The following is a 21,738-nucleotide window of genomic DNA, read 5'->3' as shown; positions in this document are numbered from 1 at the left end:
CCCTGACCATCGCGACCCGACAGGGCCATGAAGTATGGAGAGGTGCTCGCGGCGACGGTTCAGTTTTTCTCGGGGAAGAGGCGGCGGGCGCTGGCTTGCACGGCGCCCGCCGTGATTGACGCGATGACTCAGGCCTGGCGCTGGACCAGCGCACGCTCCATCCGCGCAATGCCTTCTTCCAGCAGCGAACGCGGGCAACCGAAGTTCAGGCGCACGAACTGCTGGCTAAGGTCACCGAAATCGATGCCCGGGCTGAGGCCGACGCGAGCCTGTTCGAGGAAGAACTGCTGAGGATTGTCCAGGCCCAGGGCCGAGCAATCGAGCCACGCCAGATAAGTGCCCTGCGGCACGTTGATCGTCACCCCCGGCAGGCGGCTGCGAACCGCGTCCACCAGCCAGTCACGGTTGGCTTGCAGGTATTGTTTGAGCTCCTTCAGCCACGGCCCGGCCTCACTGTAGGCCACGCGGGTGGCTTCCATGCCCAGCGGATTGACGCTGTCGACCATGCCGCAGCGGGCGTGGTTGACGCGCTCGCGCAGGGCGGTGTCCTGAATGATCATGAACGAGGTCTTGAGGCCGGCAATGTTGTAGGCCTTGCTCGCCGACATCAGGGTGATGGTGCGTTGGGCGATTTCCGGGCTCAGGGACGCGGTCGGAATGTGCACGCGACCGTCGTAGCACAGCTCGGCGTGGATTTCGTCGGAGATGATCCAGGCGTCCTGCGCCATGCAGATGTCGGCCACCGCTTGCAGTTCTTCACGGTCGAAGACCTTGCCGATCGGGTTGTGCGGGTTGCTCAGCAGCAGGGCGCCGCCACCGCTCAGGGATTCACGCAAGGCGTCCAGCGGCGTGGCGTAGGTGCCGTCGGCCTGGGCGTTGAATTCCAGCTCGACCTTGTTCAGGCCCCAATGGCCCGGTGCATGGCGCAGCGGCGGGTAGTTCGGGGTTTGCACCACGACATTCTGTTGCGGTTGCACCAGCGCCTTGAGTGCCATGTTGAAGCCCGATTCGACGCCCGGCAGGAAGATCAGCTCCTGCGGCTTGACCCGCCAGGCGAACTTGTTCCAGAGGTCGGCGACGATGGCTTCGCGCAAATTGTCCTGGGCGACGCTGTAGCCAACCAACGGGTGCAGCAGACGCTGTTGCAGCGCCTCGATGACCACCGGCGGTGCCGCGAAATCCATGTCAGCGACCCACATCGGCAACACATCGGCCGCATAGCGGCTCCACTTGGTGCTGCCGGTGTCGTGGCGGTCGAATACCTGATCAAAATCGAAAGTCATGCGCGGTCTCTGAGGGCGGAGATGGGTCGTGCCGGCGATGATAAACCTCCATCCCCTGCGGGCGCGAACTTGTGACCGACGAATGGCCGACGGTCGGTTTTCACACAGACCACGGCGCCGTTGTCTACAGTGAAAAAGTCGGCACTCGCTTGCCGCCACCGTGATTGTCCAGAAAAAACCCGGCTCAAGTACCGGGTTCCACCTGATCAGGAGTGCACGATGGATCTCAGCCGTCGTCAGTTCTTCAAGGTCGCCGGTATCGGCCTTGCAGGCTCTAGCCTGGGCGCGTTGGGCATGGCCCCGACGCTGGCCTTCGCCGAGCAGGTGCGCCACTTCAAGCTCGCCCACACCCATGAAACCCGCAACACCTGCCCGTATTGCTCGGTCGGTTGCGGATTGATCATGTACAGCCAGGGCGATGCCGCGAAGAACGTTGCGCAAAACATCATCCATATCGAGGGCGACGCCGACCACCCGGTCAACCGCGGCACCCTATGCCCGAAAGGCGCTGGCCTGCTGGACTTCATTCACAGCCCGGGCCGCCTGCAGTACCCGCAGGTGCGCAAGCCCGGCAGCAGCGAATGGACCCGGATCACCTGGGACGAAGCCCTCGACCGCGTCGCCGACCTGATGAAGGCCGACCGCGACGCCAATTTCGTCGAGAAGAACGCCCAGGGGCAGACGGTGAACCGCTGGCTGACCACCGGATTCCTCGCGGCGTCGGCGGCGTCCAACGAAGCGGGTTACATCACCCATAAGGTGGTGCGCAGTCTCGGCATGCTGGGGTTCGATAACCAGGCGCGTGTCTGACACGGCCCGACGGTGGCAAGTCTTGCCCCGACGTACGGCCGTGGAGCCATGACCAACACCTGGACCGATATCGCCAACGCGAATCTGATCCTGGTGATGGGCGGCAACTCCGCTGAAGCGCATCCATGCGGCTTCAAATGGGTAACCGAAGCCAAGGCGCACAACGCGGCGCGGCTGATTGTGGTCGACCCGAGATTCACCCGCACCGCCTCCGTGGCCGATTACTACGCGCCGATCCGTACCGGCAGCGACATCGCGTTCATGGGCGGGTTGATCAACTACCTGCTGACCGAGGACAAGATCCAGCACGAGTACGTGCGCAACTACACCGACGTGTCGTTCATCGTCAAAGCCGGCTTCGGCTTCGAGGACGGGCTGTTCACCGGTTATGACGCGGCCAAACGCACTTATACCGACAAATCCAGCTGGGGTTACGAACTGGGCGAGGACGGCTTTGCCAAGGTCGACCCGACCCTGCAGGACCCGCGCTGCGTCTATCAGCTGATGAAGCAGCATTACAGCCGCTACAACATCGACCTGGCGAGCCAGATCTGCGGTATGCCGGTCGATGCGATGAAGAAAATCTGGGAGGAAATCGCCACTTGCTCGCAACCGGGCAAGACCATGACCATTCTCTACGCGCTGGGCTGGACCCAGCATTCGATCGGCTCGCAAATCATCCGCAGCGCAGCGATGGTGCAATTGTTGCTGGGTAACGTCGGCATGCCCGGCGGCGGGGTCAACGCCTTGCGTGGGCACTCGAACATTCAGGGCCTGACTGACCTCGGGTTGCTGTCGAACTCGTTGCCGGGTTACCTGACCCTGCCGATGGATGCCGAACAGGACTACAACGGCTACATCAAGAAACGCACGCAATTGCCGCTACGGCCGGGGCAACTGTCCTACTGGCAGAACTACAGCAAGTTCCACGTCAGCCTGATGAAAGCCTGGTATGGCGCCAACGCGACCGCCGAAAACCAGTGGGCCTATGACTACCTGCCGAAACTCGACATCCCTAACTACGACATCCTCAAGGTGTTCGACCTGATGGGGCAGGGCAAGGTCAACGGCTACATGTGCCAGGGTTTCAACCCGATTGCCGCGCTGCCGGACAAGAACCGAGTGATGGCTGCTCTCGCCAAACTGAAATGGCTGGTGGTAATGGACCCGCTGGCCACCGAAACCTCGCAGTTCTGGGAAAACGTCGGGCCGTACAACGATGTGAAAAGCGCCGACATCCAGACCGAAGTCATTCGCCTGCCCACCACCTGCTTTGCCGAAGAGGACGGCTCGCTGGTCAACAGCAGTCGCTGGCTGCAATGGCACTGGAAAGGCGCCGACGGCCCGGGCGAGTCACGCACCGACGTACGGATCATGACCGAGCTGTTCATGCGCCTGCGTCAGCGTTATCAGACCGAGGGTGGGGCCTATCCCGATCCGATCCTCAAACTCTCCTGGCCGTACAAGGTTCCCGAAGAGCCGTCGCCGGAAGAAATCGCCAAGGAGGTCAATGGCTACGCCACCACTGACTTCACCGACGCCACGGGCGCGGCGATCAAGGGTAATTCGCAACTGGCCGCTTTCGCCCAGCTCAAGGATGACGGCAGCACCGCTTCTGGCTGCTGGATCTTCTGCGGCAGCTGGACCGAGGCCGGTAATCAAATGGCCCGGCGCGACAACGCCGATCCGTACGGCATGCATCAGCATCAGGGCTGGGCGTGGGCCTGGCCGGCCAACCGGCGGATTCTGTACAACCGCGCTTCGGCGGACATGCAGGGCAAACCCTGGGACCCGAAAAAACGCCTGGTGTGGTGGAACGGTAAGGCCTGGGGCGGCACCGACGTACCGGACTACAAGGCCGACGTGCCGCCGGAAGCCGGTATGAACCCGTTCATCATGAACCCCGAAGGTGTGGCGCGGTTCTTCGCCGTCGACAAGATGAACGAAGGGCCGTTCCCCGAGCACTACGAGCCGTTCGAAACGCCGATTGGCATCAACCCTCTGCACCCCGAAAACAAGAAAGCCACCAGTAACCCGGCGGCGCGGATCTTCGATTCGGTGTGGGACAGCCTCGGCGTGGCCAAGGATTACCCGTACGCCGCCACCAGCTATCGACTGACCGAGCATTTCCACTTCTGGAGCAAGCATTGCCGGCTGAACGCGATTGCCCAACCGGAGCAGTTCGTGGAAATCGGCGAAGTGCTTGCGAAAGAGAAAGGCATCGCTGCCGGTGACCGGGTGCGGGTCAGCTGCAAGCGCGGGTTCATCGAAGCGGTGGCGGTGGTGACCAAAAGGATCCGGCCGTTGCAGGTCAACGGCCAGGTCGTGCATCAGATCGGCATCCCGCTGCACTGGGGTTTCACCGGCCTGACGCGTCACGGTTACCTGACCAACACCCTGGTGCCGTTCCTCGGCGATGGCAATACACAGACCCCGGAATCCAAGTCATTCCTGGTCAACGTGGAGAAGATATAGATGGCCAGCCAAGACATCATTGCCCGCTCGGCCACCACGACCCCGGCCCCCTCGGTGCGCAATCAGGAGGAAGTCGCCAAGCTGATCGACACCACCAAATGCATCGGCTGCAAGGCCTGCCAGGTCGCGTGCTCGGAATGGAACGAGCTGCGCGACGAGGTCGGCCACAACCATGGCACCTACGACAACCCGCAGGATCTGAGCGCGGAGTCGTGGACGCTGATGCGCTTCACCGAGCACGAAACCGACGCCGGCAACCTCGAATGGCTGATCCGCAAGGACGGCTGCATGCACTGCGCCGAACCTGGTTGTCTGGCGGCGTGCCCGAGCCCGGGGGCGATCATCAAGCACGCCAACGGCATCGTCGACTTCGATCAGGACCATTGCATCGGTTGTGGTTATTGCATCACCGGTTGCCCGTTCAACATTCCGCGCATCTCGCAGAAAGACCACAAGGCCTACAAATGCACCTTGTGTTCGGATCGGGTGGCAGTAGGGCTGGAGCCGGCCTGCGTGAAAACCTGCCCGACCGGGGCGATTGTCTTCGGTAGCAAGGAAGACATGAAAACCCATGCTGCCGAACGCATCGTTGACTTGAAGAGCCGTGGCTTCGACAACGCCGGTCTCTACGATCCTGAAGGCGTCGGCGGCACCCACGTCATGTATGTGCTGCATCATGCCGACACGCCGAAGATCTACGCCGGCCTGCCGGAAAATCCGGCCATCAGTCCGCTGGTGGGCCTGTGGAAAGGCATCAGCAAACCGCTTGGCCTGCTGGCCATGGGCGCGGCGGTGCTGGCCGGGTTCTTCCATTACGTGCGGATCGGCCCGAACCGCACCGAAGAGGATGATCACCCGGAACCGCCCGACACCTCGGTCCACGTGATCGACCCGGCGGTGCACACCTTCGATCCACGCGGGGAGGACCGGCCATGAGTAACAAGACGATCCTGCGCTACACCGCCAACCAGCGCACCAACCACTGGCTGGTGGCGATTCTGTTCTTTATGGCGGGGCTCTCGGGACTGGCGCTGTTTCATCCATCGATGTTCTGGCTGACCAATCTGTTCGGTGGCGGGCCGTGGACGCGGATCCTGCACCCGTTCATGGGTGTGCTGATGTTCGTGTTCTTCCTCGGCCTGGTGTTCCGTTTCTGGCGTTCGAACTTCTTCATCGACAACGACTGGAAGTGGCTGCGGCGCATCGACCGGGTGCTGGTCAACGACGAGGAAACGGTGCCGCCGGTGGGCAAGTACAACGCCGGGCAGAAGATGCTGTTCTGGACTTTACTGCTGTGCATGCTCGGGCTGTTGTTCACGGGGCTGGTGATCTGGCGCGCGTACTTCAGTCATTACTTCGGCATCACCACGATTCGCTGGGCGATGTTGCTGCATGCACTGGCCGGGTTTGTGCTGATCCTCAGCATCATCGTGCACATCTATGCCGGCATCTGGATCAAGGGCTCGGTGGACGCGATGCTGCATGGTTGGGTCAGCCGCGCCTGGGCGAAAAAACATCACGCACTCTGGTATCGCGAAGTGGAATCCCAGGATCCGCCGGAGCGATCGGTCACCAAAAAGGGCTGACACTTGCCAACCATTCTTGAACCCGGGGAAATCGAAGCGGCGGCCAGTGCGCCGCCGTTTCTGCACTTGCCGCCGCACAACCTGTTCACGCTGCGCGCCGAACGTCTGGAACATTTGGCGAGTGGTCATCCGCTGGCCGACTACCTGCGGCTGATCGCCGGACTGTGCCGCGTGCAGCAGCAAGTCCTCGACGATCCGCCTTCAAACGCCCCGATTGATGAGCAACGGCTTGAGGTCTGCCGGCAACACGGCATGCCGCCGTTCGCCGCCGACACCCTGATCCGCGAGGACGGCTGGCAGGCGTATCTCGATGCCTTGCTGCAGCGCTACGGTGCACCGGAACAACCCGCCGTCTCCGATGCGGTCACGTCGTTGCGGGTTGCCGGTTCCGGCCAGTTGCGGGCCTGGGCGGTGGCGCTGGTCAGCGGCCAGTATTCGCTGGTACCGGCGGCATTGGTGCCGTTTCTTGGCGCGGCACTGCAAACGGCCTGGAGCCACTGGCTGCTCAGCGCACCACATCTGCAACTGGCACCCGGCAACAGCCTCGGCCAGTGCCCGGCCTGTGGTTCGCCGGCCATGGCCGGAGTGATCCGCCATCGCGGCAAACACAACGGCTTGCGTTATCTGGTGTGTTCGCTGTGCGCCTGCGAATGGCATGTGGTGCGGGTCAAATGCGTGTATTGCGAGCAGAGCAAAGGTCTTGAATACCTGAGCCTGGAAGACGATCGGCACGCCGCCAATCAGGCGCCGCTGCGGGCCGAGGTCTGCCCGGGATGCAACAGCTATCTGAAGCTGCTGTATCTGGAAAACGATGCCGAGGCCGAAGCCTTGTCGGCGGACTTGAGCAGTCTGCTGCTGGACATGCGCCTGGCCCAGGACGGCTATCAGCGGCTGGCACCGAATCTGTTGCTGGCACCCGGAGACGAATAAGCAGAGCGTCTACACTCTGGCGCAACGGCTTTTTATCTGGAGCGTCTGATGCCTGCCAGTGTTGCCCAGCGTTTGCCTTCCATCGACAGCCTGTTGCGTCACAACGCCTTCCAGCCCGTGTCCGAACGTCACGGGCGCGAGGCGCTGCTGGCGATGTTGCGTCAGTTGCTCGACGACTTGCGCGACTCGGTCGTGGCGGGGCAGCTGTCCGCCGTCGAGATCAGCCCTGAAGCCCTGGCCGGCAGGATTGCCGAACGTCTGGCGCTGCAACAGCGCAGTCAGGTGCGACGGGTGTTCAACCTGACCGGAACCGTGCTGCACACCAATCTGGGCCGTGCGCTGTTGCCGGAAGAAGCCATCGACGCCGTGCAACTGGCAGCGCGTTATCCCTTGAATCTGGAGTTCGACCTGGCCAGCGGCAAGCGCGGGGACCGCGATGACTTGATCGAAGGCCTGATCCGCGAGCTGACCGGCGCCGAAGCCGTCACCGTGGTCAACAACAATGCCGCCGCCGTGCTGCTGACCCTCAACAGTCTCGGTGCGCGCAAGGAAGGCATCATTTCCCGGGGCGAACTGATCGAAATCGGCGGCGCGTTCCGCATTCCCGACATCATGGCCCGGGCCGGCGTGCGTCTGCATGAGGTCGGCACCACCAATCGCACCCATGCCCGGGATTACGAAGCGGCGGTCAGCCCGCGCAGCGGCTTGATCATGCGGGTGCATGCGAGCAATTACAGCATCGAGGGTTTTACCGCCCGAGTACCGACAGCCGAACTGGCGGAGCTGGCCCATCGGCATGACTTGCCGCTGCTGGAAGACCTCGGCAGCGGCAGCCTGCTGGACCTAACCCGTTGGGGGTTGCCGGCGGAGCCGACGGTGCGTCAGGCACTGCTTGATGGCGCGGATATCGTCACCTTCAGCGGCGACAAACTGCTCGGCGGGCCGCAGGCCGGGGTGATTGTCGGGCGCAAGGATCTGATCGCGAAGATCAAGAAAAACCCGCTGAAACGCGCCTTGCGGGTCGACAAGATGACGCTGGCAGCGCTGGAAGCGGTGCTGGGGCTCTATCGCGATCCGGATCGGCTGGCCGAGCGGTTACCAACCTTGCGCCTGCTGACCCGCCCGCAAGACGAAATTCTGGCTCAGGCCCAACGTCTGCAACCCTTGTTGGCCAATGTTCTCGGTGAAGGCTGGACCGTCACTGCCGTGGCGACGCTGGGCATGATCGGCAGCGGCAGCCAACCGGTGGCGCGGCTGCCGAGCGCGGCATTGTGCGCTCGCCCTCAAGTGTCGAAACGCCTGCGCGGACGCTCGCTGCTGAATCTGCAAAGCGTATTGCGCGAATTGCCGATCCCGGTGCTCGGACGCCTCGACGACGACGCGCTGTGGCTGGATCTGCGGCAACTCGACGACGAACCGGCGTGGCTCGCGCAACTCGGGCCGTTGCAGACATGATTGTCGGCACCGCCGGGCACATCGACCACGGCAAGACCTCGCTGCTTCAGGTCCTGACCGGACAATCCGGCGACCGCCGCCCGCAGGAGCGTGAGCGGGGCATGACCATCGACCTCGGTTATCTCTATGCCGAACTGGCGCCCGGAGCGGGGTTGACCGGGTTCATCGACGTGCCGGGCCACGAAAAATTCACTCACAACATGTTGGCCGGCGCCCAGGGCATCGATCTGGTGCTGCTCGTTGTGGCGGCGGATGACGGCGTGATGCCGCAGACCCGCGAGCATCTGGCGATTGTCGAATTGCTGGGCATTCCCCGAGCGCTGGTGGCGATCACCAAGTGTGATCGTGTCGAGGCGGGCAGGGTGGTGGAGGTTCGCCGGCAAATCGAACATCTGTTGGCGCCCGGTCCGTTTGCAGGCGCGCCGATGCTCGCGGTTTCAAGCGTGACGGGTGAAGGCGTCGAGCCCCTGCGGCAAGCGTTGCTGCAGGCGCAAAGTGAAGTGTTGAAACGGGGTCGCGAGGGCGGATTTCGTCTGGCCATCGATCGGGCGTTTAGTGTGGCCGGTGCCGGGATTGTGGTGACGGGCACGGCGCTGTCGGGAATGGTCGCGGTGGGCGACAGGCTGATCCTCGGGCCGTCGGGCAAAACGGTGCGGGTGAGGGGGCTGCACGCGCAGAATCAACCCGCAGAACTGGCGTTTGCCGGCCAGCGTGTAGCCCTGAACATCAGCGCTGATCGCCTGGAACTCGGGCACATCCATCGCGGGCAGTGGCTGCTCGCCGAAACACTGTTCGCACCGACTCAACGCCTGGACATCGACTTCCAGCTGCTGCCCGATGAGACGCGCACCTTCGAACACTTTCAGCCCGTGCATCTGCACCTCGGCACGCAAGACGTGATCGCCCGTGTGGCGCTGCTCGAAGGGCCACGACTGCTTCCGGGCGAGCGCATGCTCGCGCAACTGCTGACCAATGTCCCGGTACACGGCGTGAAGGGCGATCGACTGATCCTGCGCGACCCGAGTGCCCAGCGCACGCTCGGCGGCGGTCAATTGCTCGACCCGTTCGCCCCGGCCCGGCAACGGCGCAGCCCCGGGCGTCTGGCGCAATTGCGGGCGCTGGCGATCAGCTCCAGCCTCGAGCAAGCGCTGCCAACGCTGCTGGAGTACAGCGAAAGCGGCATTGATTCCCAGCGTCTGGAGCGTCAGTTCAACCGTCCGCGTGAAGGCTGGTCGCTACCGGACAACGTCCGTCTGATCGAAACCCGTCAGGGCCAGGTCCTGTTCAACGCCCAGCGCTGGGGCATTCTCAAGTTCACCTTGCTGGAGCAACTGGCGCGTTTCCATGAACTGGAGCCCGACCAGATGGGCCCGGACCGTGATCGACTGCGGCGCTTCAGCGGCCTGAACATCGAGCATTCGACCTTCATCAGCCTGCTGGAAGAACTGCGCAGCGCCGGTTCGCTCACTGCCAGCGGCCCGTGGCTTCACCTGCCGGACCATCAGGTGCGCCTGAATGCCGACGATGAAACCCTGTGGCAGGCGTTGCAGCCACTGTTCGAACAGGCCGGTTTCGATCCGCCGTGGGTGCGCGACGTGGCCAAAGCCGTGAATCAGGAGGACGCCACTGTCCGGCTGTTGTTACGCAAACTGGCGCGGCTCGGTGTGGTGCATCAGGTGGTGCGGGACTTGTTCTTTACCGACATCACCTTGCGGCAGATGGCGGCTGTGTTGTTGCGTCTGGGTGAAGAAAATCCGCCGATTCAAGTCACGGCGTTCCGCGATGCGCTAGGCTTGGGACGCAAACGCAGTATCCAGATCCTCGAATACTTTGACCGCCTCGGCCTGACCCGGCGTCTCGGCGAGGGTCGGCAGATCCGCTTCGACAATGCGCTGGCCAACCCCGGCGCCGACTGAGTTCAAGGAAGGCAATCGCGCCCGGTGGCGCGGCCGGGCTTCAAACCCGGTTGGGGACGGCATCCGTTCCCGGGCAGGTTCGACTCCGGCTGCCTTCCGCCACTTTTCTGCATTCAGAACCCCAACGGGTACTGAATCACCACGTAGATCCGGTCAATGTCATCCCCCGCCTGAGCACTGTTGGCCCGGTGCGAGACGTGGGACAGCTGCACGGAAAGGTCCTTGGCCGCGCCGGACTGGACGATGTAGCGCAGATCGATATCGCGCTCCCAGTGCTTGCCGCCGTCGCCTTGCTGTGGCTGGTACTGGCCGCTGTCCGGGTCGAACGGGTTGTAGGCGCCGCCCTTGGGCGCGTGGGTGCCGTCGATGTGGCTGCCGGAGACGTAGCGGGTCATGAAGTTGAGCCCGGGAATGCCGAACGCGCCGAGATCGAGGTCGTAGCGGGCTTGCCACGAGCGCTCGTGGGCACCGTTGAAGTCGGCGTATTTGATCGAGTTGGCCAGATAGATTGAGTCGCCGCCGACGAAATCGAACGGTGTGTCACCGTTGATGCGTTGCCAGCCGAGCATCACCGCGTGCGGGCCGAAGGCGTATTTGCCCGAGAGGCTGAACGCGGTGTTGTCGATTTCACCGGCCATTGCCTGACCGGTGTCGCGGGTGTGATAGACGTTGGCGTCGAGCAGCACGCCGGACTGTTTGAAATGCAGGTTGGCGTAGTACTGGTGCCAGGTTTCGCTGAGGTCGGAAGCGTACAGCGCGCCGCCGACCGGGCTGTCGCTGAACAGGTCTGCGCCGATGAAGCTGATTCCGCCGGCTTTGGTATTGGCGCCGTAGCCCTGGAAGTCGCCTTGGCCGGATGAGCTGTCCTGATTTTTGAACGCGGTGAAATGGCCGGCCACCAGATTGACGTTGTCGATTTCCCGGCTGTTGAGCAGAAAACCGGTGGCGTATCCCGGTTGCAGGCGCTTGTCCGAGGTGTCGAATACCGGCGTCTCGACGGTCATTTCGCCGAAGGCGAGGGTGGTGCGCGAGGCCTTCAATTTCAGGGCGCCGCCGGCGCTGGAGTAATCGCTCTCGCTACGACCGTCACTGTCCACCGGCAACAGACCGGTGCCAGAGTGTCCCCGGCCGCCGTCCAGTTTCAGCCCGTAAAAGGCATGCGCATCGAGGCCAAAACCGATCGTCCCGTCGGTGAAACCGGATGCGAAAGTACCGATAAACCCTTGAGCCCATTCCTGTTTGTAGCTCTTGCCGCTGGGCGAGGGCGAGCGGTAGTCGTTGCTCAGGAAGAAATTGCGGCTGAGCACTTCGCCCTTGGCGTCATCCAGAAAACCGCTGGCCAATGCTGTGTTGGCGGCGCCGCCCAGCAGTAAGGCCAGCGTGATACCCGAGGGCGAGAAACCTTTCATGTTTCAGTGACCGGCGATGGTGGAATGTCGCCGGATTGTCGTGCGGGCTACCTCTGAATGATTGAGCGGATGTGCTGAGTCAATCGACCACCGGCAAATCGATCCTCGCCACCAGTCCCGAGCCCTTGCGATTGCTCAAGGTCAGTTCGCCACCCTGTTCGCGAACGATCGCCCGGGCCGCCGAGAGGCCGAGGCCGACGCCGCCGGTTTCGCGGTTGCGCGAGGTTTCGAGGCGGAAGAACGGGTCGAACACCCGTTGCAGCGCGTCTTCGGGAATGCCCGGGCCTTCGTCGCAGACTTCGATGCAGATCGAGCGCGCGTTGCGGCTGAGTGCGATGCGCGGGCGTTCGGCGTATTTCACGGCGTTTTCCAGCAGGTTGACGATTACCCGCTTCAGACTCAGCGGTCGACCGTCGTAGACCAGGTGGGCCGGGCCGTTGAAGTCGATGAGGATGTGTTGGTCGCGGTAGTCGTCGAGGATGGTTTGCAGCAGTTCCGACAGATCGAACGCCGTGGGTTGTTCAAGCTGTGTGCCTTCGCGGAAAAACGCCAGGGCGGCGTTGATCATCGATTGCATTTCTTCGATGTCGCGAATCAGTTTCTGCTGATGATCCAGGTCCTCCATGAATTCGCTGCGCAGGCGCATCCGGGTCAATGGCGCGCGCAAATCATGGGAGATGGAGGCGAGCATATGCGTGCGCTCACCGATGAAATGCTGGATCTGCGCCTGCATCGCGTTGAAGGCGATGATGGCCTGGCGGATTTCGTGGGGCCCTTCGATCTCGATGGGCGGTGCGTTCAGGTCGACGCCAAAACGCCTGGCTGCTCCGGCAAAGCGTTGCAGCGGATTGGCCAGCTGGCGGGTGGCGATCCAGGCAACCAGCAAGGTGGCGATCAGGCCCAGAGAGGCAATCACCGCGATCCGGGCGTTCAGGGTCAGGCCCCAGCTACGCTCCGGCGGCGTGAAGGACAGCCAGCTGCCATCGGTCAAGGGGATGAGCGCGACATAGTGAGCCTGAGCACTGCCTGGCGGCCAGTCATCGGGGTTGAACACTTCGATTTCCCGGTGGCTGCCCAGCAATTGTTCCAGTGCCGGGATTTTTGAGGTCTCGACCGCTGCGCCGTCCCCGGGGAAATTGAATGAGGCGCGCTGTGCATTCCACACCACTTCAAGCGTCGGGGTGCTGGCGGCGCTCGCCAGCTGCGGGCGCAATGGCGCGGGCGCCGCCTCGATCACTCGCGTGGTCGCCGCAATTCGTTCCAAAAGGCCGGTGCGTTCGATGGGCGGGCGGGCCCAGATGCCCGCCACCTGCACGAACAAGGCATTGAAAGCCAGCGAGGCGAGCATGGCCGCGACAATCGTCAGGGCGATGCGGCGACTGAGCGTATCGCGCGGCAGGATTCGGCTGATCATGAGCGGCTGACCTTGGCGGTGAACATATAGCCGCCATTGCGCACGGTGCGGATCAGGTCGGGGCGTTTGCTGTCCGGTTCGATCTTGCGCCGCAAGCGGCTGACCTGCACGTCGATGCTGCGATCAAAGGCGTCGTGACCCTGGCCGTGGGTCAGGTCGATCAGTTGCTCGCGGGTCAGGATCCGTTGCGGATGTTCGAGAAAGACCAGCAGCAGATCGAATTCACCGCCGGACATCGGGATCATCACGCCCTCGGGTGAGCGCAGCTCACGACAGGTAATGTCCAGGTGCCAACCGGCGAAGGTCATGACCGGGCGTGCGGGCTCGCTGGTGCGCTGGCCGAGTTCGCCGGCGCGGCGTTGCAGTGCACGCACCCGGGCCAGCAATTCCTGGGGCGCGAAAGGTTTGGTCAGGTAATCGTCGGCCCCCAGTTCCAGACCGACAATCCGGTCACTCAATTCAGCCATGGCCGTCAGCATGATGATCGGGATCCCCATCTGCGCGCGGATTTTCTGGCACAGGCTCAAACCGCCTTCACCCGGCAGCATCAGGTCGAGAATGATCGTGTCCGGCCGCGCCCGGTCAATGGCCGCCCACATGGCCTGGCCGTCCGTTACCACTTCGACTTCGTAGGCGTGCTGAACGAAGAACTTCTTCAGCAGGGACAGAATTTCCACGTCGTCGTCGACGATCAGCAGTCTGCTCACGTTTGCAGGATCCATGAATCAAAAGAGGGCATCTAAAACCATTTCGATCGCGGGGTCATTTATTTCAATCCTGCAACATCCCTTCCGGACGGACATCAGCCGGACATCCTCGGGCAAAAAACCTCGGGCACTCTGCCGGCATTCCATCCAAGGGGGTTCATATGAAGGATATGAAAAGCGCTTATTCGACTCAGGGTCATGGTGCCGTGCGCCCGTTGATCCTGACCCAGCGCACCACTAGCAGCGTGTTCAACGCGCCGATCTTCTTCCAGGAAACCTGCCTGGGAATCGTTCCGGACCAGAGCCAACTGGTCATGCGCCGCTACTTCGAGCGTTTCAGCCCGGCCGACAGTCATTGGGTGGAATACATCCACTCCATCCCCACGACCGAATTCATCCACTGGATCATGACCCACGGCCAGTTGCGCATCGAGTGTTCTGAAAACACCCCCTTCGGCCAGATTCAGACCGCTGGGGAAGCGCATTGATGAGAAGCACTCATTCACTGGTGCTGTTGTTGGCCGCCACATTGAGCCTGTCGGCCTGCAGCAGCAAAAAAGTCGAACCGGACATGTATTCCGGGTTTCTCAACGACTACAGCATGTTGAAGGAGCAGCAGACGCCGTCGGGGCAGACGGTTCTGAGCTGGGTCAGCCCGGCGTTGGCGACCGGCCGTTACACCCGGGTGTATCTGGCGCCGAGCCAGTTCTATCCGCAGGTTCAGCCCACGGGGCGAATCCCGCAGAGCACTTTGTCAGGTGTGACCCGTTACTACGATGCAGCCCTTCGGCAGGAACTGGGCAAAACGCTGCCGCTGGCATCCGCGCCCGGCCCGAACACGCTGGTTGTGCGACCTGCCATTACGCAAGTCGCCACCAGCACTCAGGGTCTGCGGTACTACGAATGGCTGCCGATCACGCTGGTTGCGGCCGGTGTGAGCACCGCTGCCGGTATTCGTGATCAGGACAGTGAGATCGCCACGGAAGTGTCGATCGAGGACGGATCGACCGGCGAGGTGGTGGCGAAAGTCGTGCGCAAGGGCACGGGCGTGCCATTGGAAAACGACAAACAGGTGATGACCGCCGAGAACGTCAAAGGCGTGCTCGACGGTTGGGCCAGCGATCTGAGTCAGACCTGTGTCGCTGCGCGCAAGGTGACCGCGCGCTGAAAGCCGCGCCGTCAGAGCGCCGCTTTCACCTGCAGACCGACCACCAGTGCATTATCGATGTCCTGCCCGGAGAACGCGCCCGGCTCGATGATGTACTGCAGGTTCGGGCGCAGTGTCAGCCATGGGGTGGCTTGATAACCGTAACCGAGCTCGATCAGTTGTTCGGCGCCGTCGATATTGGAGAGCGGCGTGCCGTTGGCCAGTGCGGCGTCTTGCTGCACGTCGCGGCTGCGCGGGTTCTGCACGGCGCGGCCGTAACCCAGGGCGACGGTGTCACGCGGGCGGCCTTCGAACGGTTTGTACAGGACCACGCCGGCGCCATACCACTTGCTGAACGGCGAAGCCGCTTCGCTGGCCGCCGAGTATTGGCCGAAGGCGTGCAGGCTGCGGCCCTCGGAGGTTGGCGAACTCCACACGGCCTGATCGATCAGCAGGTAATGGCCGCCGCGACCGGACACTTCCTTGTCGCTGCCGATGCGTTTCACGTCGGAGCTGTCGTAGTAATAACCGAGCTTGTATTCGCCAGGCAGGGTGCCCGCATGTTTGTAGACCAGTTCGACAGGCACCACGGTGCCGGTGGTGTGTTTCGGTCCCAGGTGCCAGGCGCGGCTGGAGTTGCCGTTGCTTTCAGGATCGACGTTGAACGCCGCCACGCGAAGTTGCCATTCCGGCGACAGGTCGTATTTCACCCGCACGCCCAGGTGCGCGTTGGGGTAGTTGGTCCAGCCGCTGCCGCCGGACATGTTCAGCGGATGGCCGCAGAAACCGGCGTTCATGAAGTTGCAGAGAATGCCGCTGTCGAGGCCGCCGAGGTCATTGCCCATGGCCATGTAGCCGAGTTTGACGTTCAGTGCCGGCGTGAACAGGGTGCGCTCGTAACTCAATTCGGTCAGGCGGGTGTAGAGGCCGCCGTAGTTTTCCTGGATCGGCAGACGGTTGCCGACCAGATCTTCCGAGGCGCTGTTGCCGCGACGGTCGTTGATGGTCAGCTGGACCTTGCCGGCGTTGTCGATGCCATAGATTTTGCTCAGATCAAATTGCGCGCCGAGCTTGATGTTTTGTGAGTAACGGGCGGAGCGATGCAGGCCACCGTCGGCGTTGTAGGCGGTTTCGCCGGTGTAGTCGCCGGTGAACTTGACGCCATCTTCGTCGAGCTGGTGGCGCAGGCCGCCCCAGTCGCCGGTCAGGGTGTTGCGGGTGAACACGTTCGAATCGGTGTCAGCGAAAGCGGGCAGGGCGGTGCTGCAGGCGAGAGCGAGCAGTACGCCAGTGTGGGTAAAACGAACAACGAATGACATTGCTGAAATCCAGAGCCAGGAACATGAAACGGCGCGACACCCGAAGGTGCCGCGCGCAGTGAAATGAAGGAGGGCGCAGCGGTTTACGGCAGGGCGTACGCCATTACGTAGTCGCCACGATCGGTCGACTGACGGGCGCCACCGGCGGTGATGACCACGTACTGCTTGCCGGTTTTCGGCGAAACGTAAGTCATCGGGCCGCCCTGGCTGCCAACCGGCAGACGGGCTTTCCAGATTTCTTCACCGTTGCCGCTGTTGTAGGCGCGCAGGTAGAAGTCCTGGGTGCCGGCAATGAAGATCAGGCCACCCTGGGTCGACAGGGTGCCGCCGAGGGTCGGCAGACCGATCTTGATCGGCAGGTGCATGCGGATGCCCAGCGGGCCGGTGTCTTCAACGGTGCCGACCGGAACCTGCCAGGCGACTTTCTGGGTCTTCATGTCGATCGCGGTCAGGGTGCCGAACGGCGGTGCCTGGCACGGAATGCCGGCCACCGACAGGAAGCGGTTCTTGTTGACCGCGTACGGCGTGCCTTTCAGCGGAACGGCGCCCATGCCGGTGTTCAGCGCTTCGCCACCGGAGGTTGCTTCACCTTTGTTTTGCGACGGAATCATCTGAATCCACAGACCCAAACGCATGTCGTTGACGAAGATGAAACCGTGCACCGGGTCAGTGGAGATGCTGCCCCAGTTCATGCCGCCCAGCGAACCCGGGAAGCTCAGGGACTTGTCGGTGCCCGGCGCGGTGTACAGGCCTTCGTAACGCATCGACTTGAAATCGATCCGGCACAGCAACTGGTCGTATGGGGTGGCGCCCCACATGTCCGATTCGGTCAGGTGCTGGGCACCGATCTGCGGCATGCCCACGGATTTCGGCTGGGTTGGCGAGTACGGTTCGTTCGGGATGTTCGACGCCTTGACCGGTACTTCTTTGACTTCGGTCAGCGGTTTGCCGGTGGCGCGATCCAGCACGTAGATCTGCCCGGCCTTGGTGCCGATCACCAGCGCAGGCACGGTTTTGCCGTCCTTGGTGAAGTCGATCAGGCTTGGCTGCATCGGCAGGTCGAAGTCCCAGAGGTCGTTGTGCACGGTCTGGTAGACCCACTTTTCTTCGCCGCTGTTGGCGTCCAGCGCCAGGATCGAAGCGCCGTAGGTGTGGTCGAGTTTGTTGCGTTCAACACCGTAGATGTCGGTGGACGAACTGCCCATCGGCAGGAAGACGGTGTTGGTTGCCGGATCATAAGACATCGGCGCCCAGCTGTTCGGCGTGCTGCGAACATAGGTCTTGCCATCGGCCGGGGCCTTTTTATCCTGCGGGTTGCCCGGGTCGAATGCCCAGCGCATCGCACCGGTCATCACGTCGAAACCACGGATCACGCCGCCCGGCATGTCGGTCTGCACGTTATCCGCCACGCGACCGCCAACGACCACGGTGGTACCGGCCATCAGTGGCGCGGACGACAGTTGATAGTAGCTGTCCGGGACATCACCCAGACCGGCCTTCAGATCAACCTGGCCGTTGTTGCCGAAACCCTGGCAGAACTCGCCGGTGTCGGCATCGACCGCGATCAGGCGGGCGTCGATGGTGTTGGTCAGCAGACGGCGGGTGCAGTTGGCGGCCGGAGCGGCCGGGGTTTCGGTGACTGGCGAGCTGGCCGGTTTGGCGACGGCTGCGCTGGCGTCGAAGTAGGCCATACCACGGCAACGCTGCCAGACTTTGGACTTGGCGTTGATCGCGTTTTTCCAGAGCTCCTTACCGGTGTCGGCATCCAGCGCAATCAGGTTGTTGTGCGGGGTGCAGATGAACACCTTGTTGCCGATCTGCAGCGGGGTCAGCTGGTCTTCGGCGCCATTGCCGTCACTCTCGGCGATGTCGCCGGTGTGGTAGGTCCACGCGACTTTCAACTTGTCGACGTTGCTGCGGTTGATCTGGTCCAGCGCAGCGAAGCGGCTGCCACCTTCGGTATTACCGTAGTGTGCCCAGTCTTTCTGCGCCTTTTCCGGCTCGACCGGGGTCAGGCCCGGGCCGGTGCCGGTAGGGGCGACGGTCGGGTGCGCCACGAACATGTTGCCGGCAGCCACGGCCAGGCCAACTGCCAGAACTGCGGCAACGCCGTAAGCACCGCGACCTGCAACGCCGCCATTGGCGCGTTTCAGCATCGGGTAGACCAGCGCAACCGCCAGACCTACGGCGCTGAACATGAACAGACGCGAGAACACCGGCCAGAACACCAGGCCTGCGTCGCTCACTGCCCAGATCGCAGTCCCGACCAGAAACGCCGCGAACAGCCAGGCGCCGGCAGGCTTGCGGCGAGCGATCAGCAAACCGGACAGGGCCATGACCAGACCACCCACCAGGAAGTACCAGGAGCCTCCCAGGCTGACCAATTTCACACCGCCAGCCACCAGTGCCAGGCCGAGCAGGGCGATGATCACCCCGAGCCCGACCAGAATGAATGTTGATATGCCCGAGAGGCGTTGACTCTGCTTCACGTTGAATGTCCCGTTGAAATGAGGCGGGCAGTATATCGTTAGGTAACTACCTAGTTAAATCACTAATTCAGAATGAAAGGGGTTTTTGCGCCCAATGGTGCGACGAATCGACGCTGGCCTTGTCCTCGCGGGTCCTCAGGGACTATAGAAACGGTGGGAAAGTCTTTTATTTGCCAGCAGATATGGAATTTATGACAGGTTGTTCACGGCTTGGTGGTTCCCGCCGAACAGGATCGGCGGGAACGCTATTGGCTACGGGCGTGAAGTGGACTTAGTGAGCCATCACCTCATCCAGTGCCTGCTCAAGGGTGCTGACCGTACGTTCGATGTTGTGCAGCTTTTCCAGTCCGAACAGACCAATACGGAAGGTCTGGAAGTCGGCCGGTTCATCGCATTGCAGCGGCACCCCGGCGGCGATCTGCAGACCGTGGCTGGCAAACTTCTTGCCGTTTTTGATATCGGCATCATCGGTGTAGCTCACCACGACGCCCGGGGCCTGAAAGCCGACGGCGGCCACGCTTTTGAAGCCCTTGCCGGTCAACAATGCGCGCACCCGGTCGCCCAGAGCCTGCTGTTCACCGCGGACCTTTTCGAAACCGTAGGCTTGGGTCTCGTTCATTACGTCGTTGAACCGCGCGAGGGAATCACTGGGCATGGTCGCGTGGTAGGCATGTCCGCCCTGTTCGTAGGCCTGCATGATCTGCAGCCATTTCTTCAAGTCGCAGGCGAAGCTGGTGCTTTGCGTGTGCTCGATGCGCTCGAGGGCCAAGGCACTGAACATCACCAGGGCACAGCAAGGCGAGGCGCTCCAGCCTTTCTGCGGTGCGCTGATCAGCAGGTCGACGGCACATTTGTGCATATCAACCCAAAGCGTGCCGGAAGCGATGCAGTCCAGCACGAACAGGCCACCCACCGCATGCACGGCGTCGCCGACGGCCCGCAAGTACTCGTCGGGCAGGATAATCCCCGATGAGGTTTCAACATGGGGGGCGAAGACAATCTGCGGCTTGTGCGTGTGAATGGCTGCCAGGACTTCGTCCAGAGGCGGCGGGGCATAAGCCGCCTGGCGACCGGTTTCGACCGGTCGGGCTTTCAGCACCGTAGTGGCCGCCGGGATGTTGCCCGTCTCAAGGATCTGGCTCCAGCGATAACTGAACCAGCCATTGCGTATCACCAGACATTGCTGGCCGGTGGCGAACTGTCGCGCCACCGCTTCCATGCCGAAAGTGCCGCTGCCCGGAACCACCGCAACGCCCTCAGCGTTGTAGACCTGTTTCAGGGTCCTGGAGATATTCTTCATCACCGCCTGAAATGACTGCGACATGTGGTTGAGCGAGCGGTCGGTGTAGACCACGGAGTACTCGACCAACCCCTCAGGATCGATACTGGGGTATAGCTTTGACATGGGGTGACTCCTTCTGTGATTCCCTGGCAGTCAAAAGGTCTGGCGAACATCATCGGGAAGCAAGTTTAGGCAAAGGGCAGGGATGAGCTGAGTGAAATGCAGAAATGAGGATAGAGTGGTCATCAATGCCTCAACCGTTGTGTGAAAAATGAATCGTCCGCTGTTTGTTTCTCTGGATGGGCCAAAAGGAACCGGCAAAACCACATTACTGGAAGCGGTGACGGCAGTACTGAGGACCGACAACAAGAAAGTCATCCGGCTTTGCGAGAGAAAAAGCGATCCGCACCGGGGTGCCACCATGGCCCTCGTCAACGAACTCGCCAGAAATCACTCCCGGGATCTGGAGTGGTCTGTGTGTCAGCGCTTTGCTGATAGCCGGAGCTGGATCTCCCGGCACGTGCTGACTGAACAACCGCCGGGCAGCATTATCCTGATCGATCGCTGGTATCCGTCGGACGCCGCGTTTCGCCATACCGTCCCGTTTGCAGAGATTCTCCGGTTGAATATCGAGCGAAACGTGCAGGTGCCTGACCTGCATGTCGGCGTCGTCACGGCGCCGGATATTTCATGGGCCAGGGCCAAGGCAAGGTCCAGAGGGCTGGGCGGTACGGTGATCCAGAAGCACTCGGAGCATGTCGCGTGTACGGAGATGTTCGAGCAAGCGGCTGCCGATCACGGCTGGGTTTTGTGCCGTAATGAAGGCACGATCGAAGACGCAACGATGCAGGTGGTTTCCGAGATCCGTAAATTGTTTGGCTGATCAAGAAAGACGCCGACCAGCCAGCACCCCATTCAAAAACATTTGTTCAAGCGTCCGCGCCGAATCCGCATGGGCCGCCCGCCCGCGCAGTTCGGCATCCACCAGCCCGTAGACCAGTGATATGAACAGCTCGGTAAAGATCGCCGCAGTGATATCGATGCGAAACAGTCCTGCCTGCTGGCCCCTCAAAAAGAACCCGTCCAGCGCCTCCAGATAAAACAGCCAGCGCCTGCCACCCTGTTCCAGGTCGAGAAAGTCAGGGCGGTATTGCGCCATCAGAAAGGCCAGCAGCTCGCGGTGGGCGAGGTGTTCCCGGATCAATCGGCGCAGCGCCTCCAGCGGTTCCAGATGCTGCAGGCCGGCGTTGTCGATGATCAGCTTCAGCGTGCCCTCGGCGTGCTCCTCCAGTTTGGCCGTCAGGTTTTCCCGTGTTCCGCAGTAGCGGTGCAGGGTGGCCTTGCTCACGCCTGCCTGTTGCGCCAGTTCCTTCATCGTCGCCCTCGGCCGGTTGGCCACGGCCAGGGTCAGCGACTTGAGCAGCTGTTCATCATGGGAAATCGAGTTCATCAGAGGCCTTGAGCGGTGTTCATATAAGATTCACAAAATACTCACATGAGACATTATTGACTCATT

The 21,738-nt window shown here is 62.1% G+C and carries 17 protein-coding genes and 1 tRNA gene; 10 read left to right on the top strand and 8 right to left on the bottom strand.

Annotated features, from left to right (window positions below; translation table 11 throughout):
• Positions 1–128: 128 nt before the first annotated feature.
• On the bottom strand, positions 129–1,283 hold the full coding sequence (locus CAG02_RS01960; protein WP_085709824.1) for a MalY/PatB family protein: 1,155 nt from the start codon (positions 1,281–1,283) through the stop codon (positions 129–131).
• A 219-nt stretch (positions 1,284–1,502) separates the two neighbouring features.
• On the opposite strand from CAG02_RS01960, the gene fdnG reads away from it, so the two are divergent.
• From fdnG to CAG02_RS01920, 7 genes are all read left to right on the top strand, one after another.
• A complete protein-coding gene (gene fdnG / locus CAG02_RS01950) occupies positions 1,503–4,568 on the top strand; it encodes a formate dehydrogenase-N subunit alpha (RefSeq protein ID WP_139831849.1) in 3,066 nt (1,021 codons plus the stop codon).
• The gene (gene fdxH, locus CAG02_RS01945; RefSeq protein ID WP_085709826.1) at positions 4,569–5,504 is read left to right on the top strand and encodes a formate dehydrogenase subunit beta; all 936 of its coding nucleotides are present in this window, start codon (positions 4,569–4,571) and stop codon (positions 5,502–5,504) included.
• Complete coding sequence (locus tag CAG02_RS01940) at positions 5,501–6,154, top strand: formate dehydrogenase subunit gamma (protein WP_085709827.1); 654 nt, start codon at positions 5,501–5,503, stop codon at positions 6,152–6,154. Before fdxH ends, CAG02_RS01940 begins: the two co-directional genes overlap by 4 nt.
• 3 nt (positions 6,155–6,157) lie before the next feature.
• Positions 6,158–7,084 (top strand): formate dehydrogenase accessory protein FdhE, encoded by a 927-nt coding sequence (fdhE, locus tag CAG02_RS01935; protein ID WP_085709828.1) that lies wholly within the window; start codon positions 6,158–6,160, stop codon positions 7,082–7,084.
• A gap of 48 nt (positions 7,085–7,132) precedes the next feature.
• Positions 7,133–8,539 (top strand): L-seryl-tRNA(Sec) selenium transferase, encoded by a 1,407-nt coding sequence (selA, locus tag CAG02_RS01930; protein ID WP_085709829.1) that lies wholly within the window; start codon positions 7,133–7,135, stop codon positions 8,537–8,539.
• Positions 8,536–10,455 carry a selenocysteine-specific translation elongation factor gene (gene selB / locus CAG02_RS01925; RefSeq protein WP_085709830.1) on the top strand — a complete coding sequence of 640 codons (1,920 nt, stop codon included), beginning with the start codon at positions 8,536–8,538 and terminating at the stop codon, positions 10,453–10,455. The genes selA and selB overlap by 4 nt, the downstream gene beginning before the upstream one ends.
• Positions 10,456–10,461: 6 nt before the next feature.
• Positions 10,462–10,557 (top strand) — tRNA-Sec (locus tag CAG02_RS01920).
• Positions 10,558–10,568: 11 nt separating this feature from the next.
• Here CAG02_RS01920 and CAG02_RS01915 read toward each other — a convergent pair.
• The 3 genes from CAG02_RS01915 to CAG02_RS01905 form a co-directional block, all read right to left on the bottom strand.
• Positions 10,569–11,864, bottom strand: coding sequence for an OprD family porin (locus CAG02_RS01915; protein ID WP_085709831.1), 1,296 nt, complete (start codon positions 11,862–11,864; stop codon positions 10,569–10,571).
• A gap of 79 nt (positions 11,865–11,943) precedes the next feature.
• Entirely contained in the window at positions 11,944–13,278 is a 1,335-nt protein-coding gene (locus tag CAG02_RS01910; RefSeq protein ID WP_085709832.1) for an ATP-binding protein, read from the bottom strand.
• Positions 13,275–14,000: a response regulator gene (locus CAG02_RS01905; RefSeq protein WP_085709833.1), complete on the bottom strand. Its 726-nt coding sequence runs from the start codon at positions 13,998–14,000 to the stop codon at positions 13,275–13,277. Before CAG02_RS01905 ends, CAG02_RS01910 begins: the two co-directional genes overlap by 4 nt.
• A gap of 146 nt (positions 14,001–14,146) precedes the next feature.
• Here CAG02_RS01905 and CAG02_RS01900 point away from each other — a divergent pair, with 146 nt between their 5' ends.
• Both CAG02_RS01900 and CAG02_RS01895 read left to right on the top strand, forming a co-directional pair.
• Positions 14,147–14,473: a hypothetical protein gene (locus tag CAG02_RS01900; RefSeq protein ID WP_085709834.1), complete on the top strand. Its 327-nt coding sequence runs from the start codon at positions 14,147–14,149 to the stop codon at positions 14,471–14,473.
• Entirely contained in the window at positions 14,473–15,153 is a 681-nt protein-coding gene (locus CAG02_RS01895; RefSeq protein ID WP_085709835.1) for a DUF3313 domain-containing protein, read from the top strand. Before CAG02_RS01900 ends, CAG02_RS01895 begins: the two co-directional genes overlap by 1 nt.
• 11 nt (positions 15,154–15,164) lie before the next feature.
• Here the strand turns inward: CAG02_RS01895 and CAG02_RS01890 are convergent, their stop codons facing one another.
• From CAG02_RS01890 to CAG02_RS01880, 3 genes are all read right to left on the bottom strand, one after another.
• Entirely contained in the window at positions 15,165–16,451 is a 1,287-nt protein-coding gene (locus CAG02_RS01890) for a carbohydrate porin (RefSeq protein ID WP_085709836.1), read from the bottom strand.
• A gap of 83 nt (positions 16,452–16,534) precedes the next feature.
• Positions 16,535–18,940 (bottom strand): glucose/quinate/shikimate family membrane-bound PQQ-dependent dehydrogenase, encoded by a 2,406-nt coding sequence (locus tag CAG02_RS01885; protein WP_085709837.1) that lies wholly within the window; start codon positions 18,938–18,940, stop codon positions 16,535–16,537.
• A gap of 271 nt (positions 18,941–19,211) precedes the next feature.
• On the bottom strand, positions 19,212–20,345 hold the full coding sequence (locus CAG02_RS01880) for an aminotransferase class V-fold PLP-dependent enzyme (protein WP_085709838.1): 1,134 nt from the start codon (positions 20,343–20,345) through the stop codon (positions 19,212–19,214).
• Between the two features lie 148 nt (positions 20,346–20,493).
• Here CAG02_RS01880 and CAG02_RS01875 point away from each other — a divergent pair, with 148 nt between their 5' ends.
• A complete protein-coding gene (locus CAG02_RS01875; protein WP_085709839.1) occupies positions 20,494–21,105 on the top strand; it encodes a dTMP kinase in 612 nt (203 codons plus the stop codon).
• Here CAG02_RS01875 and CAG02_RS01870 read toward each other — a convergent pair whose 3' ends face one another.
• Positions 21,106–21,672 carry a TetR/AcrR family transcriptional regulator gene (locus CAG02_RS01870; protein ID WP_085709840.1) on the bottom strand — a complete coding sequence of 189 codons (567 nt, stop codon included), beginning with the start codon at positions 21,670–21,672 and terminating at the stop codon, positions 21,106–21,108.
• Positions 21,673–21,738 lie beyond the last annotated feature (66 nt).

The organism is Pseudomonas sp. R43(2017), assembly GCF_002112345.1.
Taxonomy (GTDB): Bacteria; Pseudomonadota; Gammaproteobacteria; order Pseudomonadales; family Pseudomonadaceae; genus Aquipseudomonas; species Aquipseudomonas kribbensis.
This window is presented reverse-complemented; position numbering and strand designations above follow the sequence as displayed.